This window comes from Asticcacaulis sp. (genome assembly GCA_024707255.1).
In the GTDB taxonomy this organism is placed as follows: Bacteria; Pseudomonadota; Alphaproteobacteria; order Caulobacterales; family Caulobacteraceae; genus Asticcacaulis.
Window position 1 is genome coordinate 35837 of record JANQAC010000001.1, and the last position, 20362, is coordinate 56198.

A 20362-nucleotide genomic window follows, 5' to 3' on the forward strand; every position below is an offset into this window, starting at 1 on the left:
CCTTATTGGAGCGTTTTTCTCCCCCACTTGGCGCGATATCCTGGCAAGCGTGAGCGCAGCGATATTCGAGCCACATGCTTTCAGGCGAAGCCTTCTCCCTGGGCGCCTGGAAGCATGTTTTTTCTTTTCATTCCACGTCCCTGTCGGGCTCCGAGGTAACGCATTGACACTTTCGGCGAAGGCGATCGTCATCATGGGCATCAGCGGGTGCGGCAAATCCACCCTTGGCAATGCGCTGGCCGAGGCAACAGGATACCGGTTCATCGAAGGGGACGATCTCCATACCCCGGAGAATATCGCCAAGATGTCCGCCGGCATCGCCCTGACGGATGATGACCGCTGGCCCTGGCTGGAACGCGTCGCCGATGTGCTGGGCAGCGCTGATGAAAGCAGTGGTGTCATCATCTCCTGCTCGGCCCTTAAATATATTTACCGCGATTTTCTGAGATTGCGGGCCGGGCACCCCATTCTGTTCGTCTTCCCGAATCTCCCGGTCGAGGTCGTGCGCGCCCGTCTGCGCCATCGTTCCGACCATTACATGCCGCCGAGCTTAGTGGACAGTCAGTTGGCAATACTCGAACCGCCCCGGCCGGATGAACGGGTGCTGATCCTGAATGGTACGCCCACCACCGCCCAGTCCGTCAACCTGGTCATGGGTTATCTTTCGGCCCTGACCGAACTCCCCACCTGATCCCTCCCCCCACACCGGAATTGAGGTTACGCTTATGGTACGCAAACACTGGCAAAAAAGACACTGGATGCTCGCTGCGTCCCTGACCGTTCTCTCGTTTGGCATCTGGTCATCGGCCCAGGCCGGCCAGTCGGTTTTCGTGACCGCGCCCCACGATCCGCTGGCCATAACAGTGAAAGCGGTGGGCGATGGCAAGGCGGACGATACGGCCGCGATCCAGGCCGCGATCGATACCGCCGCCAAATCCGGCGCCGGCAGTATTGTCTGGCTGCCATCCGGCCGCTATCGCCTCACACGGACCCTGCTCGTGCCGCCAGCGGTGCGGTTGTTTGGCGAAGGCGCGAAACGGCCCACGCTTGTCCTGGCGGACCGGACGTCGGGGTTCGATACGGGTGTGAAAACCATGGTGACCTTCACCGGCGCCGATCAATATGCCACCGGCCCCGTGCCCGTGCCGGTGCCCTCGGCCATGCCCGGCAAACCCGATGTGCGTGATGCCAATTCCGGGACGTTCTATTCGGCGCTGTCGAATATTGATTTTGAAATCGGCGATGGCAATCCGGCCGCGGCGGCCGTACGCTTCCGGGTCGCCCAGCATGGCTATCTCAGCCATATCGACTTCCATATCGGCTCAGGCTTTGCCGGTATTTACCAGGCCGGTAACGAAGCCGAAGATCTGCACTTCTATGGCGGGCGCTACGGCGTTGTCACCGAAAAGACCTCGCCCGCCTGGCAATTCACCCTGATTGACTCGCACTTTGAAGGCCAGCGCGATGCCGCCATCCGCGAGCACGAGGTCGATCTCACCCTTGTCAACGTCACGATCAAGGATACGCCGACCGGCATCGATATCGACAAGGGCTACAGCGACAGCCTGTGGGGCAAGGACGTGCGCTTCGAGCGCGTGTCGAACGCCGCCGTGGTCATCAGCAATGAGAACAGCCCCTTTACCCAGATCGGCTTCGATAACGCCATGGCCGCGAACGTACCCGTTTTCGCCCGCTTCCGCGAGTCCGGGAAAACCGTCAAAGGACCGGCCAAAGCGTACCAGATCGGCGCATTCAATTACGGGCTAAAAATCGATAACCTCGGCGAAATGGGGCATTTCGACACCCACTTCCAGGCCAAGCCGCTGGCGCAACTGCCCAAATGGGATGGTCCCGTGCTGCCGGCCCTGCCGCCTGTCGATCAGTGGGTGGATGTCCGCAGCCAGGGCGTTATCGGTGACGGCGTGGCCGACGATACGGCGGCCCTTCAAAAGGTCATCGATAATAATCGCGTCGTTTATCTGCCGATCGGCCATTACCTGGTCAGCGACACCCTGCATCTGCGCCCGGACACGGTTCTGATCGCCCTGCATCCCAGCGCGACCCAGATCACCCTGGCTGAAAATACGCCGGCCTACCAAGGCGTCGGCAATGCCAAGGCCCTGGTCGAAAGCGCCAGGGGTGGCAACGCCATCATCACCGGCCTCGGCCTGTTCACCGGCGGCGTCAATCCGCGCGCCACGGCGCTGCTGTGGAAGGCCGGTGAAGGCTCGCTGGTGGAAGATGTCCGCATCCACGGCGGCCACGGCACGCTTCTGCCCAATGGCAAGCGCGTCGATTTCTCCGACCCTAAGTTCCGCATGGATGGCCAGCATCCCGGCATCTGGGTGACCGATGGCGGCGGCGGCACCTTCGTGGCCAACTGGACGCCCAATACCATGTCGGACGCAGGCTTCTATGTCAGTAATACCAAGACCCCCGGCCATGTCTATGAACTGTCGGCCGAGCACCATAACCGCCATGAAATCGTGCTCGACAACGTGGAAAACTGGGAATTCCTGGCGCCCCAAACCGAGCAGGAAGTGATCGACGGGCTGGAATCGATGTCGCTGGAAGTGCGCAACTCGAAGAACATCCTGTTCGCCAATTATCACGCCTATCGCGTGACCCGCAGCCTGAAACCGGCACCGACCGCCGTCAAACTGTTCAATGTCGATAATATCCGCTTCCGTAATATGTCCACCAATGCCGAAAGCGGCTACGCCACCTGCGATGATAACGGTTGCGGCACCTATCTGCGCGCCAGCAAGTTCTCGTTTGAAAATGCCGTCACCGACATGACGCACAAGCTAGAGGTGCGTGAGCGGCAGTTCGCCGTGCTCGACGTATCGGCCATGCCGCCGGCGCCTCAGCCTGCGAACGTGCCGGCCGGCCTGACGGATGCGAAGGTCGAAAAGCTGGAGGACGGTTTCTATTCGATCGCCGGGGGCGCGGTCGATGACAAGGGCAATCTCTATTTTGTCGACCACCACTTCCACCGCATCTATCGCTGGTCGGAAGCAAAGGGCCTGGAAGTCGTGAGCGATGCCGCACTCGACCCGGTCAACCTGGCCGTCGATAAATCCGGGCACCTGATGGTCCTGTCCTCGGATGGCCCGAACGCCACGGTCTACAGCCTCGATCCGTGGGCCGCCACGCCGGAACTGACCCGCATTGCGCCCACGCCGGTCGCGGCGCACCCCGACGCGGTCACCGCCCTGCCCGGCAATCTCTGGAACAACGGCGAATTCCGCGACCAGCTCGATCCGAAGACCTACACCTTCACCACGCTGGCGGAGATGTTCGCGCGCGACGTCGCTATCCCGAAGCCGCTTGAATATGTCTCTCCGGATGACAGCCTGGTCCTGCCGGCCTTCCGCGTCTACAGGCAGGGGCCGACCAACTTCCAGGGCTGGCGGTGGTCCGATACGCTCGACACCTACGGCTTCGTCACGGGCAAGCCCGGCGACCGGGTGACGGTCAGCAACGGCTCCGAAGGGCGGATCTACAGCGGGCAGGTCGGACAAGGCGGCAGCCTGACCGATCTGAAGCCGCTGACCGACCGCGGCGGTGAAAGCGTCGCCGTCGATGCCAAAGGGCGGCTGTTCGTCGCCAACGGGCAGGTCTTCATCTATGACAATGAAGGCAAATCCCTCGGCCGCATCGATACGCCGGAACGGCCGCTGCAACTGATCTTCGGCGGCCCCGACCGACAGACGCTGTTCATTCTCACACATCACAGCCTTTACAGCCTCGATGTGAAAGGTTTCTGATCCATGCTGGCCCTGTCCCCGGAAACGACCGCCCTGGTCATCGTCCTCGCCGCGGTCGTGTCCCTGATCGTCATGATCGCCTGGGCCAAGGTCCAGCCCCTGCTGGCCTTTGTCGTGGCATCGATTCTGGCCGCTCTGCTGCTGCAAATGCCGCTCGACAAGGTGACGCATTCGATCGAGCAGGGCATCGGGGATATGGTGGGCTCGCTCGCCGTATTACTGGCCTTCGGCGCCATCTTCGGCAAGATCGTTGCCGACAGCGGCGCGGCCAAGAAGATCTCCAAGGTGCTGATCGGGCTGTTCGGCGACAAGCGCATTGCCCTGGCCCTGTGCCTGACCGGCTTTATCGTCGGCATTCCCCTCTTCTATAACGTAGGGTTCGTATTGCTGGTGCCGCTGATTTTCTCGGTGGCGCGCCAGTCTGCCCGGCCGATCGTATTCCTCGCCGTGCCGGTCATGGCGGGCCTGTCCATTGCGCACGGCTTCCTGCCGCCGCATCCGTCACCAGCGGCGATCGTGCCCATGTTCAGCGCCAATATGGGCCTGACCCTGATCTACGGGCTTATCGTCGGCATCCCCACCGCCCTGATCGCCGGCCCGGTGTTTGCCCTGAGCGTCAGGCACATCCGGGCCAATCCACCGGCGCTGTTCGTTGCGGAGGAGATTCCGGACGACCAGTTGCCGTCAGCGGCCAACAGCTTCCTGACCGCGCTTCTGCCGGTCATCCTCCTGACTGGTTTCACCCTGCTCGGTTATGCCAGCGGTCTCGATGCGTCTGAGAAGGCGCTCATCAGTTTCCTCGGCAATCCGATGATCGTGATGCTGGTGTCCGTCATTGTGGCGCTGGTGACCCCGGGCCTGGGGCGGCGCAAGCCGCTGGGCGAACTCATGACCGGCTCGGGCACGGCCCTGCGCGAAATCGCCCCGATCCTGCTGATCATCGCCGGCGCGGGCGCCCTGAAGCAGATCTTCGTCGATGGCGGCGTCAATGATCAGCTTGGCATTCTGCTCAAGAGCCTGCCGGTGCCGCCGCTGGTCCTGGGCTGGCTGATCGCCGGGGTCATCCGCCTGTCCCTGGGTTCGGCGACGGTGGCCGGATTAACCGCCGCAGGACTGGTCACGCCGCTGGTCAAGGCCAGCGGGGTCGATCCGAACCTCATGGTGCTGGCGGTCGGCGCCGGCAGTCTGATGTTCAGCCATGTCAACGATTCCGGCTTCTGGATGTTCAAGGAATATTTCGGCCTGTCCGTCAAGGACACCCTGCGGTCCTGGACCCTGATGGAGGGCCTGGTCGGTATATTCGGACTGATCTTCGTCCTCATTCTCAATCAGTTTCTGAAATAGCGCAGACGGTTTTTTGCCTGCGCATATACGGAAACTATATGACGGCATCCGGTGATTATACGCCGGGCATACGCCTGAGCGCTTAAAACAGCCTCCATCACAGGAGGTTCTCATGAGCATCGTCTATCTGCTGATTGGCAGCATTTTCTTCGTCATCTGCAAGACATTTGTCGAATATTGCGAAAAGCTGCGGGAGGACGGGCAATGACCGTTCTCTATGTCGCGGCCGGCCTCATCACCCTGGCCATAGCGGGCTATCTGATCATCGCCCTGATCAGGCCCGAACTCTTTCCGTAACATTCGAGCCATAAATCCGAGACTGTCACATGTCCTATGCACTCACGGGCAATAGCTGGTTGCAGCTTGCCCTTTATCTGGCTGCGCTTATCGCGCTCGCCTGGCCGCTTGGCCTTTACATGGCTAAAATCCTCACGGCCGAGCGCCTTTTCATGGCGCCGGTCGAAAACGCCGTTTATGGCGCGCTAGGCATCAAGCCCTCCGAAGACATGACCTGGAAAAACTATGCCACGGCGGTCATCGTCTTTTCCTTCGGCGGTTTTGCCCTGCTCTACCTGGTCCTGCTGTTCCAGAGCCACCTGGGCCTTAATCCACAGGGCATGGCCGACCTGACGCCCGACCTTGCCTTCAATACGGCGGTCAGCTTCGTCACCAATACCAACTGGCAATCCTATGCCGGTGAAAGCACGCTTGGCTATGCCAGTCAGATGCTCGGCCTAAGCGTGCAGAACTTCCTGTCGGCGGCGGTGGGCATCTCAGTGATGGCGGCGCTGATCCGTGGTCTTTCCCGCCAGTCCGCCAAAGGCATAGGCAATTTCTGGGTCGATCTGGTGCGCAGCACGCTTTATGTCCTGCTGCCCCTGGCCCTGGTCTGGGCCGTGCTTTTGGGCTCGCAGGGTGTCATCCAGACGCTTGATGCCTATGTCACCGGCCACACGCTGGAAGGCGCGCAGCAGACCCTGGCGCTGGGCCCCGTGGCCAGCCAGGAAGCCATCAAGATGCTCGGCACCAATGGCGGCGGCTTCTTCAACACCAATTCATCGCATCCGTTCGAGAATCCGACACCGCTTTCCAACTTCATTGAGGTGCTGGCCATCCTGCTGATCCCTGCGGCCTGCTGCTTTGCCTTCGGCCAGATGATCGGCGACAAGCGTCAGGGTATCGCCGTTCTGGCCGCCATGACCCTGGTTTTTGTGCCGCTGACGCTCTTCTGCGTCTCGGCCGAACAGGGCGGCAACCCGCATTTCACCGCGCTGGGCGTCGATCAACTCGCCTCGGCCACCCAGGCCGGCGGAAACATGGAAGGCAAGGAGACCCGCTTCGGCATCGTCAATTCCGCCCTGTGGGCCACGGCCACCACCGCTGCTTCCAATGGCTCGGTCAATGCCATGCATGACAGCTTCACGCCTCTGGGCGGCGCCGTGCCCATGCTGCTGATGAAGTTCGGCGAAGTCATCTATGGCGGCGTTGGCTCCGGGCTTTACGGGATGCTCGTCTTCGTCATCATCACCGTCTTTATCGCCGGACTGATGGTCGGTCGCACGCCGGAATATCTCGGCAAGAAGATCCAGGCGTTCGAGATCAAGATGGCCTCAATCGCCATACTCGCGCCCTGCGCCTTCGTGCTGATCGGTACGGCGTTGGCGGTGCTGACCCCCTGGGGCAAGGCCGGACTCTATAATCCCGGCGCGCAAGGCTTCTCCGAGGCGCTCTACGCCTTCACCTCGGCGGCCAACAACAACGGCTCGGCCTTCGCGGGCCTCGGCGCCAATACGCCCTTCTATAATACGGCACTCGGCATCTGCATGTTGTTCGGACGGTTCTTTGTCCTGCTGCCGGTCCTGGCCGTCGCCGGGTCGCTGGCCACCAAAAAGGCTGTCCCCGTCTCGGCCGGCACCCTGCCCACCCATACCCCGCTGTTCATCGCGGTCCTGATCGGCGTCATTCTGCTGGTCGGCGTCCTGACCTACCTGCCGGCATTGGCCCTGGGGCCAATCGTCGAGCACCTCAACATGATTAAGGGCTAAGTTCATGTCCTCTATAACCGCTAAAAAGTCCGGCCTGTTTGAAGGCGCCGATCTCGGCTCAGTCCTCAAACAAACAATCCAGCGCCTCAACCCGGCCTATCAGGTGCGCAATCCGGTGATGTTCGTCGTCTTTATCGGCTCGATCGTCACCACTTTGATCTTCGCCGTCATGCTGGCCGCACCCACAAGCGTCATTGGCACTTCAGTTTCTGGGGGCCAACCCCTGTGGTTTATCGGCCTGATCACCTTCTGGCTGTGGTTCACGCTTCTGTTTGCCAACTTCGCCGAGGCCATCGCCGAAGGCAAGGGCAAGGCCCAGGCCGACAGTCTGCGCTCCGCCCGCAAGGATGTGTCGGCCAAAAAGCTCGACAAATCGGGCCAGGTCTCGATCGTCGCCGCCAACACCCTGCGCAAGGGCGACCTTGTCCTGATCGAGGCCGGCGATGTCGTCCCCGCCGATGGCGAGGTCATCGAGGGCATTGCCTCGGTCGATGAAAGCGCCGTCACTGGCGAGAGCGCCCCGGTCATCCGCGAATCCGGCGGCGACCGCGATGCTGTCACCGGCGGCACGCGCGTCCTTTCCGACCAGATAAAGGTGCGCGTCACCTCCGATCCCGGCGAGAGCTTCCTCGACCGCATGATCGGCCTGGTGGAAAGCGCCAAACGCCAGAAGACGCCCAACGAGATCGCCCTGTCGATCCTGCTGGCCGCCATGACCCTTATCTTCCTGCTGGCCGTGGCCACCCTCCTGCCCTTCTCGCTGTTTTCGGTGGCGCGCGCCGGTTCCGGCTCGGTCATCACCATCGTGGTGCTGATCGCCCTGCTGGTCTGCCTGATTCCGACCACCATCGGCGGGCTTCTGTCGGCCATCGGTATTTCGGGGATGCAGCGCCTGATCAAGGCCAATGTCATCGCTACCTCCGGCCGCGCGGTCGAGGCCGCCGGCGACGTCAACGTCCTGCTGCTGGATAAAACCGGCACCATCACCTTCGGCAATCGCCAGGCGGTCGAGTTCTTCCCGGCGCCGGGCGTCACCGCCCGGCAACTGGCCGAGGCCGCCGAACTGGCCTCATTGGCTGACGAGACCCCGGAAGGCCGCTCAATCGTGACGCTTGCCCGCACGCAGTTCGGCCTGGCCGAAAGAACCGCCAATGATGTGGAGGCCACCTTCATACCCTTCAGCGCCGAACAGCGCCTCTCAGGCATCGTGGTCAATGAGCGCCATATCATGAAGGGCGCTGGCGATGCCATTGCCGCGCTTGTCGCCCTGAAAGGCGGCGCGGTAACATCGGAAGTGACCGCCCAGATCGACGATATCGCCCGCAAGGGCGGCACGCCGCTGACCGTCGCCGAAGGCCCGCAGGTGCTGGGCGTGGTCTACCTCAAGGATATCGTCAAGCCTGGCATCAAGGCGCGCCTGGCCGACCTGCGCAAGATGGGCATCAAGTCCGTGATGATCACCGGCGACAATCCGCTGACCGCCGCAGCCATCGCTTCGGAAGCCGGGGTTGATGACTTCATCGCCCAGGCGACGCCCGAGACCAAGCTGAAATATATTCGGCAGATGCAGGCCGGCGGCGAAATGGTCGCCATGGTCGGCGACGGCACCAATGACGCCCCGGCCCTGGCGCAATCCGACGTGGCTGTGGCGATGAATTCCGGCACCCAGGCGGCCAAGGAAGCCGGCAATATGGTCGATCTCGACTCAGACCCCACCAAGCTGATCGAGATCGTCGAGATCGGCAAGCAGCTCCTGATGACACGAGGGGCGCTGACCACCTTCAGCATCTCCAACGACCTGGCCAAGTATTTCGCCATCATCCCGGCGGCGTTCGCCACCACCTATCCGGCGCTGGGCCTGCTCAATATCATGCACCTGGCCTCGCCGCAGAGCGCCATCCTGGCGGCGGTAATCTTCAATGCCCTGATCATCATCGCGCTCGTACCGCTGGCCCTGAAAGGCGTCAAATATCGCGCGGCCAGGGCGCAAAACCTGCTCACCCGCAATGTGCTGATCTATGGCCTGGGCGGCGTCATCACCCCGTTTATCGGCATCAAGCTGATCGATATGGGCCTGGCGGCTGTCGGGCTGGCTTAAGAAAAGAAAGGAAGCAAGATTCCCCACCACCAAAGCGCTAAAGCGCTTCGGTCCCCCTCCCCAACAAGTTGGGGAGGTATAAAAGCAAGTCTTTCTTGTACCTCCCCGGCTTTGCCGGGGAGGGGGACCACAAGCGAAGCGAAGTGGTGGTGGGGTTTCTGGCTTAATCAAGGAACCCGAAATGACCAATCTCTTCAAACAGGCGCAGGCCACGATCGTCAGTCTGCTGTTCTTCACCCTCCTTCTGGGCGGCCTCTACCCGCTGCTGACCACAGCCATCGTCCAGACCGCTTTTCATGCCAAGGCCGAAGGCAGCCTGATCCGTGACGGCAAGGGCCAGGTGATCGGCTCCCGCCTGATCGGCCAGAATTTCAGCCAATCGCAATATCTCTGGGGCCGGCTGTCGGCTACTGGCCCGACGCCCTATAATGCCGGCGCCTCTTCCGGCTCCAATCTTGGCGTCAACAATCCGGCGTTGATGGAGGCAGTCAAAGGCCGGATCGACGCGCTGAAAGGCACCAAACCCGTACCGGTAGATCTGGTCACTGCCTCCGGCTCCGGCCTCGATCCGGAGATCAGCCCGGCGGCGGCGGCCTACCAGGTGCCGCGCATCGCTAGCGCCCGCCGGATCAGCGCAGCGGTCGTCACCGAAGCCATCGCCCGATCGACCAGGGGCCGCACCTTCGGAATCCTCGGCGAACCGCGCGTCAATGTGCTAGAGGTCAATCTGCGACTGGATGGCCAACTGAAGTGAACACCCGACCCGACCCCGACAAGCTCCTCGGCCCTCGTCAATGCCGACGAGGGCCGCCTCGCGCGTGGTGCCTTGAAGATCTTCTTCGGGGCCTCGGCCGGCGTCGGCAAGACCTACGCCATGCTCTCGGAAGCCCGGCGATTGGCGGCGGAAGGCCGTGACGTGCTGATCGGCGTCATCGAGCACCATGGCCGCAGCGAAACCAGGGACTTGACGGAAGGGCTGGAGATCCTGCCCCGGCTGGAAATCGATCATCGCGGCGTCAAGGTTCATGAATTCGATCTCGATGCGGCGCTTGCCCGCCGGCCTTCGCTGATCCTGATGGACGAGTTCGCCCACACGAATGCGCCGGGCTCGCGCCATCCCAAGCGCTGGCAGGATGTCGAGGAATTGCTCGACAACGGCATCGACGTCTATACCACCCTCAATGTCCAGCACCTCGAAAGCGTTAACGACCAGGTGGCGCGCCTGACCGGCGTCTGGGTGAAGGAAACCGTACCCGACAGCGTGTTTGACGAAGCGGCCGATATCGCCCTGATCGATATTCCGTCCGATGAACTGCTGAAGCGTCTGGCCGATGGCAAGGTCTATGTCGCCGAAGGCGCCAATACCCGCGCCGCCGAAAACTTTTTCAAAAAGACCAATCTCGGGCACTTGCGTGAACTGGCCCTGCGCCGCACCGCCGAACGGGTGGACGCCCAGAATGACCAGTTGAGCGCCGCCACCGGTCAGGGTGAAGCCGCGCTCTCCGAAAAGGTGCTGGTGCTGGTCGGGCCCGACAGTTTTTCCGGCCGCCTGATCCGCCATACCCGCCGCATGGCCGGCCGTTCCAAGTCGCCGTGGACCGCGCTCTATGTACAGACCGACCGCCACGAACTGCTTGACCGGAAAGGCCGCCTGCGCGTCGAGCATAATCTGCGCCTGGCCGAACGCATGGGTGCCCAGGTGGTGCGGCTGAACGGCACCCATGCCGCCACCACCATCATCACCTACGCCACAGCAAACGGCTTTACCCGCGTTGTGGTCGGCAATCGCAAGGTGCCCCTCTGGCGGCGCTGGGGCAAGTCGCTGTCGCAAAAGCTGATCGAACGCGGCGACGGGCTGGAAATCACCACCCTCAGCGCCGACTATATGCCGGCCGATCGCTCTGAAGCCGCGCGTCCTCGCTCAATCGCAGGTCTGGCCGCGCCGCTGATCGTGCCGTGGATGGACTATGTCTATGCCGCCCTGGTCGTGGCGGTCGTGACCGCCCTGGGCTTTCCCCTGCGCGGCGTCACCGATCCCGACAATCTCGCCCTGCTCTACCTGACCGGCGTGGTCATCGCCGCGGCGCGCTTCGGCATTGGCCCCGCCGTGCTGGCCTCGGTGATCAGCCTGCCCGCCTTCAATTTCTTCTTCACCCAGCCCTATTACACCTTCAGCTTCTATGACTCGCATTACTATTTCACCTTCGGTTTCATGCTGGCCACATCGCTGATCGTCGGCTCCCTGACCGCTCGCCTCTCCCTGCACGCCCGCATGGCGCGCAAAAGCGAACAGGAAACCCGCCTGCTCTACGACCTGACGCGCGGCCTTTCCTCGGTGCGCGGCTATGCCGCCATGGCCGAGGTGACCGCCCGCCACCTGGCGCCGGCGCTCAATGCCGAGGTGCGTTTATGGGTGAGCGAGGACAAGGTGCTGACGGCCTTTCCGGCAGGTGAGAGCGAAATCAGGGAAAGCGGTGCGGTGCAATGGGTGGCGGCCAATGGCCAGATCGCCGGGCGCGGCACCGATACCCTGCCCTCTGCGCGCGGCCTCTACCTGCCGCTTATCGCCGAGAACAAAACCCTCGGCGTGCTCGGCCTGACACCGCCGGACGACCGCGCCTTTACCGGCGCCGACATTCTCGTTTTCGAGACCATAGCCAGCCTGATCGCCAGCGCCCTGCAACGCGCCCAGCGCGCCGATGAGGCCGAGACATCGCGCATCGAAAGCGAAAACGAGAAGCTGCGCAATGTGCTTCTGGCCTCGCTGTCGCATGACCTGCGCACGCCCCTCACCGTGATGAACAACAGCATCTCCACCCTGTTGAAACAACGCAAGAAGCTGCCGCGCGAGGCGGTCGACGAACTGACGGGCCTGTGGGGCCAGATGCAACGCCTGCAGAAGTTCGTCACCAACCTGCTGAAAATGGCGGCCATAACGTCCGGACAACTCAGGCTGAATTTCGAGCCCTATCTGATCCAGGAAATCATCGGTGCCGCCATCAGCCGCGTGGAGCCGCAAAAGGAAAACCGCCAGGTCCGCACCCAGATCAATGGCCAGATACCGATGGTCATGATCGATGGCGCCCTGATCGAACAGGTGCTGCTCAACCTGCTGGAAAACGCTTTCGCGCATACGGCCGCCAACGGCGTTATCCTGATCTCGGTCGAAAACGACGCCGACCGGGTGCGTGTGCGGGTATCGGACGATGGCAACGGTCTGAAACCCGGCGAGGAAGACCAGATCTTCGAGAAATTCCATACCCGCCAGAGCGAGAAATCCGACCGCAGCCATTCCGGCACGGGCCTGGGCCTGGCCATCTGCCGCGGAATCATCCAGGCGCACGGCGGCCTGATCTATGCTAAGAACAATCCGACCGGTGGCGCCAGTTTTATCTTCACTCTGCCAATAGCCAGCGAAGCGGCAAAGGATCAAATATGACCGCCACGATCCTGATCATCGAAGATGAAACCGAAATCCGCCGTTTCCTGCGCGCCACGCTCAATACCAACGGCTTCACGCCGCTGGAGGCCGAAACGGCCCACGAGGGCCTGCAAAAGCTCATCGCCCAACGGCCCGAAGTCGTCATCCTCGATCTCGGCCTGCCCGACCAGGACGGCCAGGATTTCATCCGCGATGTCCGTGAGTGGTCGCAGGTGCCGATCATCGTCGTCTCTGCCCGCGAGCAGGAGGCCGACAAGGTGCTGGCGCTGGAAAACGGCGCCGACGACTACCTGACCAAGCCCTTTGCCGCCGGCGAATTGCTGGCGCGCATCAAGGTAGCCCTGCGCCACGCCCAGCGCGTGGGAAACAGCGTCGGCCATACCTATGATTTTGACGGCCTGAGCATCGACCTCTCCGCGCGGCGCGTGACGCTGGATGGCGAAGAGGTCCGCCTGACGCCGATCGAATACAGGCTGCTCAGTGTGCTGGCCAAGAACGCCGGTAAGGTGCTGACCCACGCCTATCTGCTGAAAGAGGTCTGGGGACGGCATTCAACCGAGCAGAACCACTATCTGCGCATCCATACCCAGCACCTGCGCGAAAAGCTGAACGACGATCCGCTGTCGCCGCGCTTTATCATCACCGAACCCGGTATCGGCTACCGGCTGAAGATATGAGGCGGTAAGGCCCGCCACCATCCTTCGTCAGATCAGGCCCGCATCCTTATAGACCTGTTCCAGTACATCGAGCGGCACGGCGCCGCACAGAAGTCCAGTATCGTGGAACTTTTTGATGTCGAAGGCCGTCCCAGCCTTGGCTGTGGCCGCTGCGCGCAGCTTCAGCCACTGGATCTTGCCGACCATATAGCCCAGGGCCTGCCCCGGCCAGACGCAATAGCGCTCGATCTCGGTCTCGTTGGAATCGCCGAGATTGGTCATCATGAAGGCCATGGCCTGCTCGCGGCTCCAGCGTTTGGCGTGCATTCCGGTATCGACCACCAGGCGGCAGGCACGGAACATGGCATCGCTCAGGTAACCGATATGGCCGAACGGATCGGTCGCGTACATGCCCATATCGGTGCCGGCCAGTTGCTCGGCATAGAGCGCCCAGCCCTCGATATAGGCGTTGAAGCCCGAAATCTTGCGCAGTTCCGGCAGGTTCTTGTTTTCCTGCTGGATGGAAATCTGCATGTGGTGACCGGGAATGGCCTCGTGATAGGTGAGCGTCGGCAGGGTCCAGCTCGGCACTTCCTTCGTGTCGCGCAGGTTGATGTAATAGGCGCCCGGACGCTTGCCATCGAGCGAAGCCCCCTGATAATAGCCGCCCGGCGCACCCAGTTCGGTCGCCTTGGGCACGCGCTTGACCGTCACCTTCGATTTCGGCAGCACGCCGAAGAACTGCGGCAGCTTGGCGAAAACGACCTCGACCTGCTTGTTCAGGTCGGCCAGCAGCTTGTCCTTGCCGGCGTCAGTGTTTTCGTACCAGAATTTCGGATCCTTGTGCATGGCCGCCAGGCGCTCGCCGGTCGTGCCCTTCGTCATCCCCTGCGCCTTCATGATGGCGTCCATCTCGGCCGAGATTTCCTTCACCTTGTCGAGGCCGATCTGGTGGATTTCATCCGGCGTCAGCGTGGTCGAGGTATTGGCCTTGACACCAAAGGCATAGCGCGCGTCGCCATTCGGAATATGCCAGACGCCGGCGTCATGCGTCGCTTTCGGCAGGGCGGCCTTCAGCGCCTCGATCTGACGGCCGAGCGCCGGCAGGATGGCCTCCTGGTACGCCTTGGTCGCGGGCGCCGACCAGTCGCCGGCAATGGCCTTGTCCCCTGGTGCGGTTGACGATCGATTGCACCAGCGGCGACGCGTCGGCCTTGGTGCTGCTTTGCGTCTCCATCTGCCGGATCGCCTTTTGCAGGGCGAAGTCGGGCGGCACGATGCCGTCGGCGATGCTGGCATTGAAGCGTGCCGTTTCCTGGTCGAGCAACTGGGCATACTGGTTCAGGCGGCTGAGATAGGCGTCGGCATCATCCTTGGTCTCGATCGCGTGCTGGCTGTCGAGGAAGTCCGGCACATACTGATAGCTGCCGGTCAGTTGCGTGATCGGGTACGGCCCCCAGTAGGTACCGCCATCACCGAACTTGAAGCTCTTATAGCCCTCCAGCGTGGTTTCGGTATCCCACAGCACGGTGTCGTAATTGATGCGGTCCATGCCGGAGAGCGTATTGCGATCGATGGCCTTCAGGGCGGTGGCCGACTTTTCGTAATAGGCGGTCAGGCGGGCGCGTTCTTCCGGCGTGGCCGGGTCGAGCTTCGATTTCAGCGGGGCCAGCTTGTCCTTGTCCAGACCCAGCGAGGTGGCGAGCATCGGCGAATTGGCCACCGTCTCGTCGTACATCGACTGGAACAGCGTATTGAGATCGGCGGCCTTCGCCGCCGGCTTCGAGCAGGCGGTGACCGCCACGGCCGCCGGGGCGGAGCCGCCGGCCAGCAGATTACGACGATTGATCATATTATTTCCCTTTTTCATCAAATCATTCCAGCCGTTTTGTACACATCATCCAGCACATCCAGCGGCACGGCGCCGCAGGTCAGGCCGACATCATGGAAGCGCTTGATATCGAAGCCGGGCTTCGCCTTGGCGGCATCGCGCAGCTTCAGCCATTCGAGCTTGCCGACCATGTAGCCCAGCGCCTGACCCGGCCAGACGCAATAGCGCTCGACCTCAGCCGTCGCCTCGCCCTGCGCCTTGCCGGCCGTATCCATCATGTAGGTGATCGCCTGTTCGCGGCTCCAGCCGGCGCCGTGGATGCCGGTATCGACCACCAGCCGCACCGCGCGGAACAGGGCATCGTGCAGATAGCCGATACGCCCGGCGGGGTCGGTGTCGTACATGCCCATCTCACCGGCCAGTTGCTCGGCGTAGAGCGCCCAACCCTCGACATAGGCATTGAAGCTGGAGAGCTTGCGCAGCATCGGCAGCCCTTTTGTCTCCTGCTGGATCGTGCCTTGCAGATGGTGGCCCGGAATGGCTTCGTGATAGGTGAGCGTGGGCAGTGTCCAGCTCGGCAGCTCGGAAATATCACGCAGATTTATGTAATACATGCCCGGCCGCGCCCCGTCGACCGATCCCGGACTGTAATAGCCGCCCGGCGCCCCGGCCTCGGTCGTCACCGGCACGCGCTTGACCTGCACCCGGGTATTGGGCCGAACCCCGAACCATTGCGGCAGGCGGATCTGCACCGCCTTGACCTTGGCGTTCAGGTCCTCCAGCAGCTTCGCCTTGCCGGCGTCGTCATTGGCATAAAGATACTGCGGGTCCTTGTACATGGCCTTCATGCGGTCGGCCACGGTGCCTTGCGTGCGCCCCATCGCCCGGAACCGCGTCTCCAGTTCGGCGGTGATCTCGCTGACCTTTTGCAGGCCCAGTTTGTGGATGTCCTTCACCGTCAGGCTCGAAGACGTATTGAGCCTGACGCACTGATCATAATAGGCGCGGCCATTGCTCAGGTTCAGCACCCCGGCATCATGCTTCGCCACACTCTGCTGCGCCGTCAGGGCATCGACCTGGCGGCCAAGCGCCTCCTTCACCGAACCTGAAACAATGGCTGTGGCCTGCGCCTGCCAGTCACCAGCAATCCCCTTGGCCGCCGTGCGCGTCACCAGCGAGGTGACCAGGCCGGAGGTCGCCGGATCGGCGTCGCGCAGAGCGGTCAGCGCCGCGATCGTCTTGCTCATGATGAAATCGGGCGGCACCACGCCGCGCGCGAAATCGGCTTTCGCCCGCGCCGTTTCCTGATCGAGCACCCCCGCCCAGGCCGACAGGCGGCTGAGATAGGCTTGCGCGTCACTGGCATTTTCAATGGTATGCTGGCTATCGAGAAAGTCCGGAATATACTGCCACGATCCCGAAAGCTGGCTGATGACATAGGGATTGGGGAACCCGCCGCTCCACGACCCGCCGCAGGGCGCGCTGTCGCCGAAGGTAAAATTGCGCGCCAGGGCCAGTTGATTGCTGTTGTCCCACAGCACGGCGTCATAATTGACCCGATCAGTCGCCGCCAGTTGGTCGCGCGGAATGGCGCTCAGTCGATCCACCGCCCTTTGCAGCCGCGTGACATGCGCCGCCTGCGCGGTGGCGCTGCGGTCATCGAGCTTCGCTTTCAGGGCGGCGAATTCGCCATATTCCGGCTTGTCGAGCCCGGCATAGGTGGCCAGAACCGGCGAGGCCAGCAGCATATCGCGCAATATCGCGCCGAAGGCCGCGGTCAGGGCCTGGGCCACTTCCGGCGGCGTCACATCGGGGATCGGCGGGGGCGGCGGCTCCACCGGCTTTGGGGGCGGCGCCTTCTTCACGGCCTTTTTCGGTGCGGCCTTGCCCCTGGATTTCTTCGTCGTTTTGCTTGATTTTTCTTGCCCGAAGTCTTCTTCGCGGCCGGTTTTTTCTTCTTGGCGGCGGCCAGGGCTTCGGTGGCGGTCAGGCCCAGCAGGGCGCCCAAGGCGCCCACCAGAAAACGACGATCGATCATAAGAACCCACTTTATGGTTTATTATGACGGCGAACCTATGCCGAACTTGTCTCGCCCGCAACCGCCCGCACATGAATAGTTTGTCATCTGACGATCCGCCGCATCATTCCCTTATGGTTTCCTTATGCCACAGATGCTACGAACGCCTTGTTCAGAATCGTTCGCAAAACCGGGAGCCTACGCATGATCCGTTACAGCCTCGCCGCCCTCGCCCTGCTCGCCACACCGGTGCTGGCGCAAACATCGACGCCCCCCGCACCCGCTTCGGATACGCTCACTGGTAAACTGGCCGGCCCTGAGGGTGCCGATATGGGCAGCGTCACCATCACACCGGCGCCGAACGGCGTCATCCTGCGCGTTGAGGCCAAGGGGCTTACCCCCGGCTGGCACGCCATGCACTTCCATGAAAAAGGCGCCTGCTCGGATGAGAAATTCGCCTCGGCCGGCGGCCACGTCCATAATATGACGCCTGTCACCCACGGCCTGCTCAATGCGAACGCCAATGACGCCGGCGACCTGCCCAATATCTTCGCCAATGCCGACGGCACCGCCACGGCGGAGGTTTATTCCAGCTTCGTCAGCGCCCGCGAAGGCGGCAAGCTGCCCGCCCTGATGGATAGCGACGGTTCCGCCGTGGTCATTCACGCCATGGCGGATGACTACACCACCCAGCCGATCGGCGGCGCCGGCGTCCGTGTCGCCTGCGCCGCCCTGCAATAGTTTGATGAAAAGGCGGTGGACCACCACCGCCGCCTTTTGCTAAGACAGAGGCGTCCGGGGGGCAGATCATTTGTAAGGCCGCGCCATGTCCCTCCCCCCGCTTGATCCCGGCACCACCGCCCTCGTTCTGATCGACCTGCAAAAGGGCATCGCCACACCCGGCCGCGCGCCCCATGACAGCACCGACGTGCTAGCCAGGGCCAAATCCCTGGCCGCACAATTTCGCGCCGCCGGCAGCCCGGTTTTCCTCGTTCACGTCTACTGGGCGAAGGACTACAAAGACGCCCTGAACCAGGCGGTTGACCAGCCGGCGCCACTGCCGGCCGATGGCCTGCCACCGGCTTTCTATGAATTTGTCGATGGTCTGAAACAGGACGGCGATATCATCATACACAAGCGCAACTGGGGCGCCTTCCACGGCACGGACCTCGAGCTGCACCTGCGCCGCCGCGGCATCCAGACAATCGTGCTGGCAGGTATCGCCAGCAATATCGGCGTCGAATCCACCGCGCGCGACGCCTGGGAACGCAATTACAGCCTGGTCGTGGTAGAAGACGCCTGCACCACTAATGCCGCCGAGGCCCACGCGGCGGCATTCAAGTACATTTTCCCGCGTATTGCGCGCGTGGTCAAAAGCGAAGAGGTCAGGCTGGCCTGACCGGTTCGTCGTCAGGCGCATCCACTACCGGCGGCTTCAGCCACTGCTTCAGGCGCCGCCGGATCATCTGGCCGCCGACAAACAGCAGCAGGACCACCGCCGCCAACAGCCAGAAGGACAGGCCACGGATCAGCATCTCGTCGGAATGGCCGAAATACCAGGTCACGCCGTCCCGGTAATGCGGCAGCACAAACCCGCCGGGCGCATCGGTTACGTGCGGCCGCACCGCATAGAGATGGCTGATAAACAGCGGCAGACTGATTGCTGGCACGGCCACAAACACAAAAGCCGCCAGCAGACGCCACCAGGCGGCAGCAGGACGGGGCTTGGAAACAGGCGCTTTACTCATGCCCGCACCCTAAGCCGCCCCGCCCTAAAAACTCAATGCGGAACCAATGGCAATGACAACTGCCGCTTCGCCGCCGGAATGACCGGCGCGATCCGCAGCCGCGGCTTGACCACCGCCTTGACCGGATAAAGCGGCCGTTCCGCCCGCTTCGGCCGCGCCAGTACGGATACCCGTGGCGCGACCGGCGGCAGGACCGGCGCCTCGCCATTGATGGCGATCCGCACCATGCCGCCGCACGTCTCATCTCGGCAGCGGTATTTCCATTCGAGCAGGTCGACAAATTCCACGCCTAAGTGCCTGTCGATCAGCCCCTGCACGTTCTCGCTCCATTGCCGCCCGCAGCTCCGGCAGGTGGCGCCAATCCGGGTGTCGCGCGGCAAATCCTTCACCTGCGGCGGACATATATAGGTTTTGGTATCCAGCATGATGAAACATCCTCAAGGGAACAGCCACGCCCCAATGTTCTTATTTTGTTCCATTCTGTGGATAAAGTCAACAGGCAAAACTCTCCTGCCTGCGCTCTAAAATCCGTCAGGTACGTCAATGCCCATTTCACGGGCGCGCGAATGCACCATATCCCGGTGCTCATTGCGGATGCGGTCGCGCTCGGCGTCGCTGCCTGCCGTGCGCATCCGTTCATGAAACTGTAAGCGTTCCTGATCGGTGAGCAGCAGTGACATCAGATAGCGATTCTGCGCAGGTCCGGCCCCCGAGCCCGGACCAAACGGCGCATCAACACCCAGTTCGCGCGCCCGTTCTGCTATGATATTGCGATGCTCGTTACGGATGCGCGTGCGGTCCGCATCCGTCGATGCCTGCTGCATTTCCTGGTGAAAGCGCGAGCGCTCCTCGCTCGTCAGCAGGCTCCAGTTGCTGATCTGGTCGCGCAGAGCCTGATCCGTGCGCAAACGATCCTGATCATTAAGCCTGTCCTGATCCTTGAGCCGATCCTGGTCCTTGAGGCTGTCCTTGTCCTTAAGCCTGTCCTGGTCCTTGAGCCGGTCCTGGTCGGTGGTACGCGTCCCCATGGGCATGTTCATTGCCCCGCCGCGCCCCTGACCACCCCCACCACTACCGCCGCCGCCGCCGCCGCCGCCCTGCGCCTGCGCCTGCGCGGGTTCACCCGCCACCGCTACCATCAATATTGCCGGAATGATCCATAATTTGGCTAAAGACATGCCTTTCTCCTTTCATGCGTGAATACCGCCGGTCGGCAAAATGCCGCAAACTCTGGAGGTATTTCTAATGGAAGGGAGGGCCGGCCGGTTTGACCGCAATCAAGACGGCGGTCATTTCGGGATTACGGCTCCGACCATAAAAAAACGGCCTCAGTTGCCTGGGGCCGTTTAATGATAAGCGAGAGATTTGAGTCGAGTAGCAGGAGGTGAGCGCCAGCAGGTATATCTGGTAC

At 62.3% G+C, this 20362-nt stretch carries 16 protein-coding genes and 1 pseudogene; 11 read left to right on the forward strand and 6 right to left on the reverse strand.

What is annotated here, in order from left to right:
* The first annotated feature begins 163 nt into the window (after window positions 1-163).
* The 9 genes from NVV72_00175 to NVV72_00215 all read left to right on the forward strand — a co-directional run bounded on the left by NVV72_00175 (window position 164) and on the right by NVV72_00215 (window position 13376).
* Complete coding sequence (locus NVV72_00175; GenBank protein ID MCR6657816.1) at window positions 164-691, forward strand: gluconokinase; 528 nt, start codon at window positions 164-166, stop codon at window positions 689-691.
* 67 nt (window positions 692-758) lie between these two features.
* Window positions 759-3770 carry an SMP-30/gluconolactonase/LRE family protein gene (locus NVV72_00180; protein ID MCR6657817.1) on the forward strand — a complete coding sequence of 1004 codons (3012 nt, stop codon included), beginning with the start codon at window positions 759-761 and terminating at the stop codon, window positions 3768-3770.
* A gap of 3 nt (window positions 3771-3773) precedes the next feature.
* On the forward strand, window positions 3774-5114 hold the full coding sequence (locus tag NVV72_00185) for a GntP family permease (protein ID MCR6657818.1): 1341 nt from the start codon (window positions 3774-3776) through the stop codon (window positions 5112-5114).
* A gap of 204 nt (window positions 5115-5318) precedes the next feature.
* On the forward strand, window positions 5319-5411 hold the full coding sequence (locus tag NVV72_00190; GenBank protein ID MCR6657819.1) for a potassium-transporting ATPase subunit F: 93 nt from the start codon (window positions 5319-5321) through the stop codon (window positions 5409-5411).
* A gap of 29 nt (window positions 5412-5440) precedes the next feature.
* Window positions 5441-7159, forward strand: coding sequence for a potassium-transporting ATPase subunit KdpA (gene kdpA, locus NVV72_00195; protein MCR6657820.1), 1719 nt, complete (start codon window positions 5441-5443; stop codon window positions 7157-7159).
* A 4-nt stretch (window positions 7160-7163) separates the two neighbouring features.
* Window positions 7164-9257, forward strand: a complete 2094-nt coding sequence (kdpB, locus tag NVV72_00200; GenBank protein ID MCR6657821.1) for a potassium-transporting ATPase subunit KdpB — start codon at window positions 7164-7166, stop codon at window positions 9255-9257.
* A gap of 181 nt (window positions 9258-9438) precedes the next feature.
* Entirely contained in the window at window positions 9439-10011 is a 573-nt protein-coding gene (kdpC, locus tag NVV72_00205) for a potassium-transporting ATPase subunit KdpC (GenBank protein ID MCR6657822.1), read from the forward strand.
* Between the two features lie 72 nt (window positions 10012-10083).
* A complete protein-coding gene (locus NVV72_00210) occupies window positions 10084-12696 on the forward strand; it encodes a sensor histidine kinase KdpD (GenBank protein MCR6657823.1) in 2613 nt (870 codons plus the stop codon).
* Window positions 12693-13376 carry a response regulator gene (locus tag NVV72_00215; GenBank protein MCR6657824.1) on the forward strand — a complete coding sequence of 228 codons (684 nt, stop codon included), beginning with the start codon at window positions 12693-12695 and terminating at the stop codon, window positions 13374-13376. The genes NVV72_00210 and NVV72_00215 overlap by 4 nt, the downstream gene beginning before the upstream one ends.
* Window positions 13377-13403: 27 nt before the next feature.
* Here NVV72_00215 and NVV72_00220 read toward each other — a convergent pair.
* The 3 genes and pseudogenes from NVV72_00220 to NVV72_00230 form a co-directional block, all read right to left on the reverse strand.
* Window positions 13404-15207: pseudogene (locus NVV72_00220) on the reverse strand (DUF885 family protein).
* A gap of 17 nt (window positions 15208-15224) precedes the next feature.
* Window positions 15225-17051, reverse strand: a complete 1827-nt coding sequence (locus NVV72_00225; GenBank protein MCR6657825.1) for a DUF885 domain-containing protein — start codon at window positions 17049-17051, stop codon at window positions 15225-15227.
* On the reverse strand, window positions 17048-17224 hold the full coding sequence (locus tag NVV72_00230; protein ID MCR6657826.1) for a hypothetical protein: 177 nt from the start codon (window positions 17222-17224) through the stop codon (window positions 17048-17050). The genes NVV72_00225 and NVV72_00230 overlap by 4 nt, the downstream gene beginning before the upstream one ends.
* Before the next feature lie 183 nt (window positions 17225-17407).
* Between NVV72_00230 and NVV72_00235 the strand changes: the two genes are divergently transcribed.
* Complete coding sequence (locus NVV72_00235; protein MCR6657827.1) at window positions 17408-17944, forward strand: superoxide dismutase family protein; 537 nt, start codon at window positions 17408-17410, stop codon at window positions 17942-17944.
* Window positions 17945-18029: 85 nt separating this feature from the next.
* Complete coding sequence (locus tag NVV72_00240) at window positions 18030-18602, forward strand: hydrolase (GenBank protein ID MCR6657828.1); 573 nt, start codon at window positions 18030-18032, stop codon at window positions 18600-18602.
* On the opposite strand, the gene NVV72_00245 is transcribed toward NVV72_00240, so the two are convergent.
* The 3 genes from NVV72_00245 to NVV72_00255 all read right to left on the reverse strand — a co-directional run bounded on the left by NVV72_00245 (window position 18589) and on the right by NVV72_00255 (window position 20129).
* A complete protein-coding gene (locus NVV72_00245) occupies window positions 18589-18951 on the reverse strand; it encodes a hypothetical protein (GenBank protein ID MCR6657829.1) in 363 nt (120 codons plus the stop codon). The two genes, NVV72_00240 and NVV72_00245, sit on opposite strands and share 14 nt — an antisense overlap.
* A gap of 32 nt (window positions 18952-18983) precedes the next feature.
* Window positions 18984-19376 carry a hypothetical protein gene (locus tag NVV72_00250; protein MCR6657830.1) on the reverse strand — a complete coding sequence of 131 codons (393 nt, stop codon included), beginning with the start codon at window positions 19374-19376 and terminating at the stop codon, window positions 18984-18986.
* A 96-nt stretch (window positions 19377-19472) separates the two neighbouring features.
* A complete protein-coding gene (locus tag NVV72_00255) occupies window positions 19473-20129 on the reverse strand; it encodes a hypothetical protein (GenBank protein ID MCR6657831.1) in 657 nt (218 codons plus the stop codon).
* Window positions 20130-20362: the final 233 nt, after the last annotated feature.

Excerpts from the sequence above, each read along its gene's own strand:
- NVV72_00180 (MCR6657817.1), top strand. The coding sequence starts at position 759 with ATGCTCGCTGCGTCCCTGACCGTTCTCTCGTTTGGCATCTGGTCATCG.
- NVV72_00185 (MCR6657818.1), top strand. The coding sequence starts at position 3,774 with ATGCTGGCCCTGTCCCCGGAAACGACCGCCCTGGTCATCGTCCTCGCC.
- NVV72_00190 (MCR6657819.1), top strand. The coding sequence starts at position 5,319 with ATGACCGTTCTCTATGTCGCGGCCGGCCTCATCACCCTGGCCATAGCG.
- kdpA (MCR6657820.1), top strand. The coding sequence starts at position 5,441 with ATGTCCTATGCACTCACGGGCAATAGCTGGTTGCAGCTTGCCCTTTAT.
- kdpB (MCR6657821.1), top strand. The coding sequence starts at position 7,164 with ATGTCCTCTATAACCGCTAAAAAGTCCGGCCTGTTTGAAGGCGCCGAT.
- kdpC (MCR6657822.1), top strand. The coding sequence starts at position 9,439 with ATGACCAATCTCTTCAAACAGGCGCAGGCCACGATCGTCAGTCTGCTG.
- NVV72_00215 (MCR6657824.1), top strand. The coding sequence starts at position 12,693 with ATGACCGCCACGATCCTGATCATCGAAGATGAAACCGAAATCCGCCGT.
- NVV72_00230 (MCR6657826.1), bottom strand. The coding sequence starts at position 17,224 with ATGATCGATCGTCGTTTTCTGGTGGGCGCCTTGGGCGCCCTGCTGGGC.
- NVV72_00235 (MCR6657827.1), top strand. The coding sequence starts at position 17,408 with ATGATCCGTTACAGCCTCGCCGCCCTCGCCCTGCTCGCCACACCGGTG.
- NVV72_00240 (MCR6657828.1), top strand. The coding sequence starts at position 18,030 with ATGTCCCTCCCCCCGCTTGATCCCGGCACCACCGCCCTCGTTCTGATC.
- NVV72_00245 (MCR6657829.1), bottom strand. The coding sequence starts at position 18,951 with ATGAGTAAAGCGCCTGTTTCCAAGCCCCGTCCTGCTGCCGCCTGGTGG.
- NVV72_00250 (MCR6657830.1), bottom strand. The coding sequence starts at position 19,376 with ATGCTGGATACCAAAACCTATATATGTCCGCCGCAGGTGAAGGATTTG.
- NVV72_00255 (MCR6657831.1), bottom strand. The coding sequence starts at position 20,129 with ATGTCTTTAGCCAAATTATGGATCATTCCGGCAATATTGATGGTAGCG.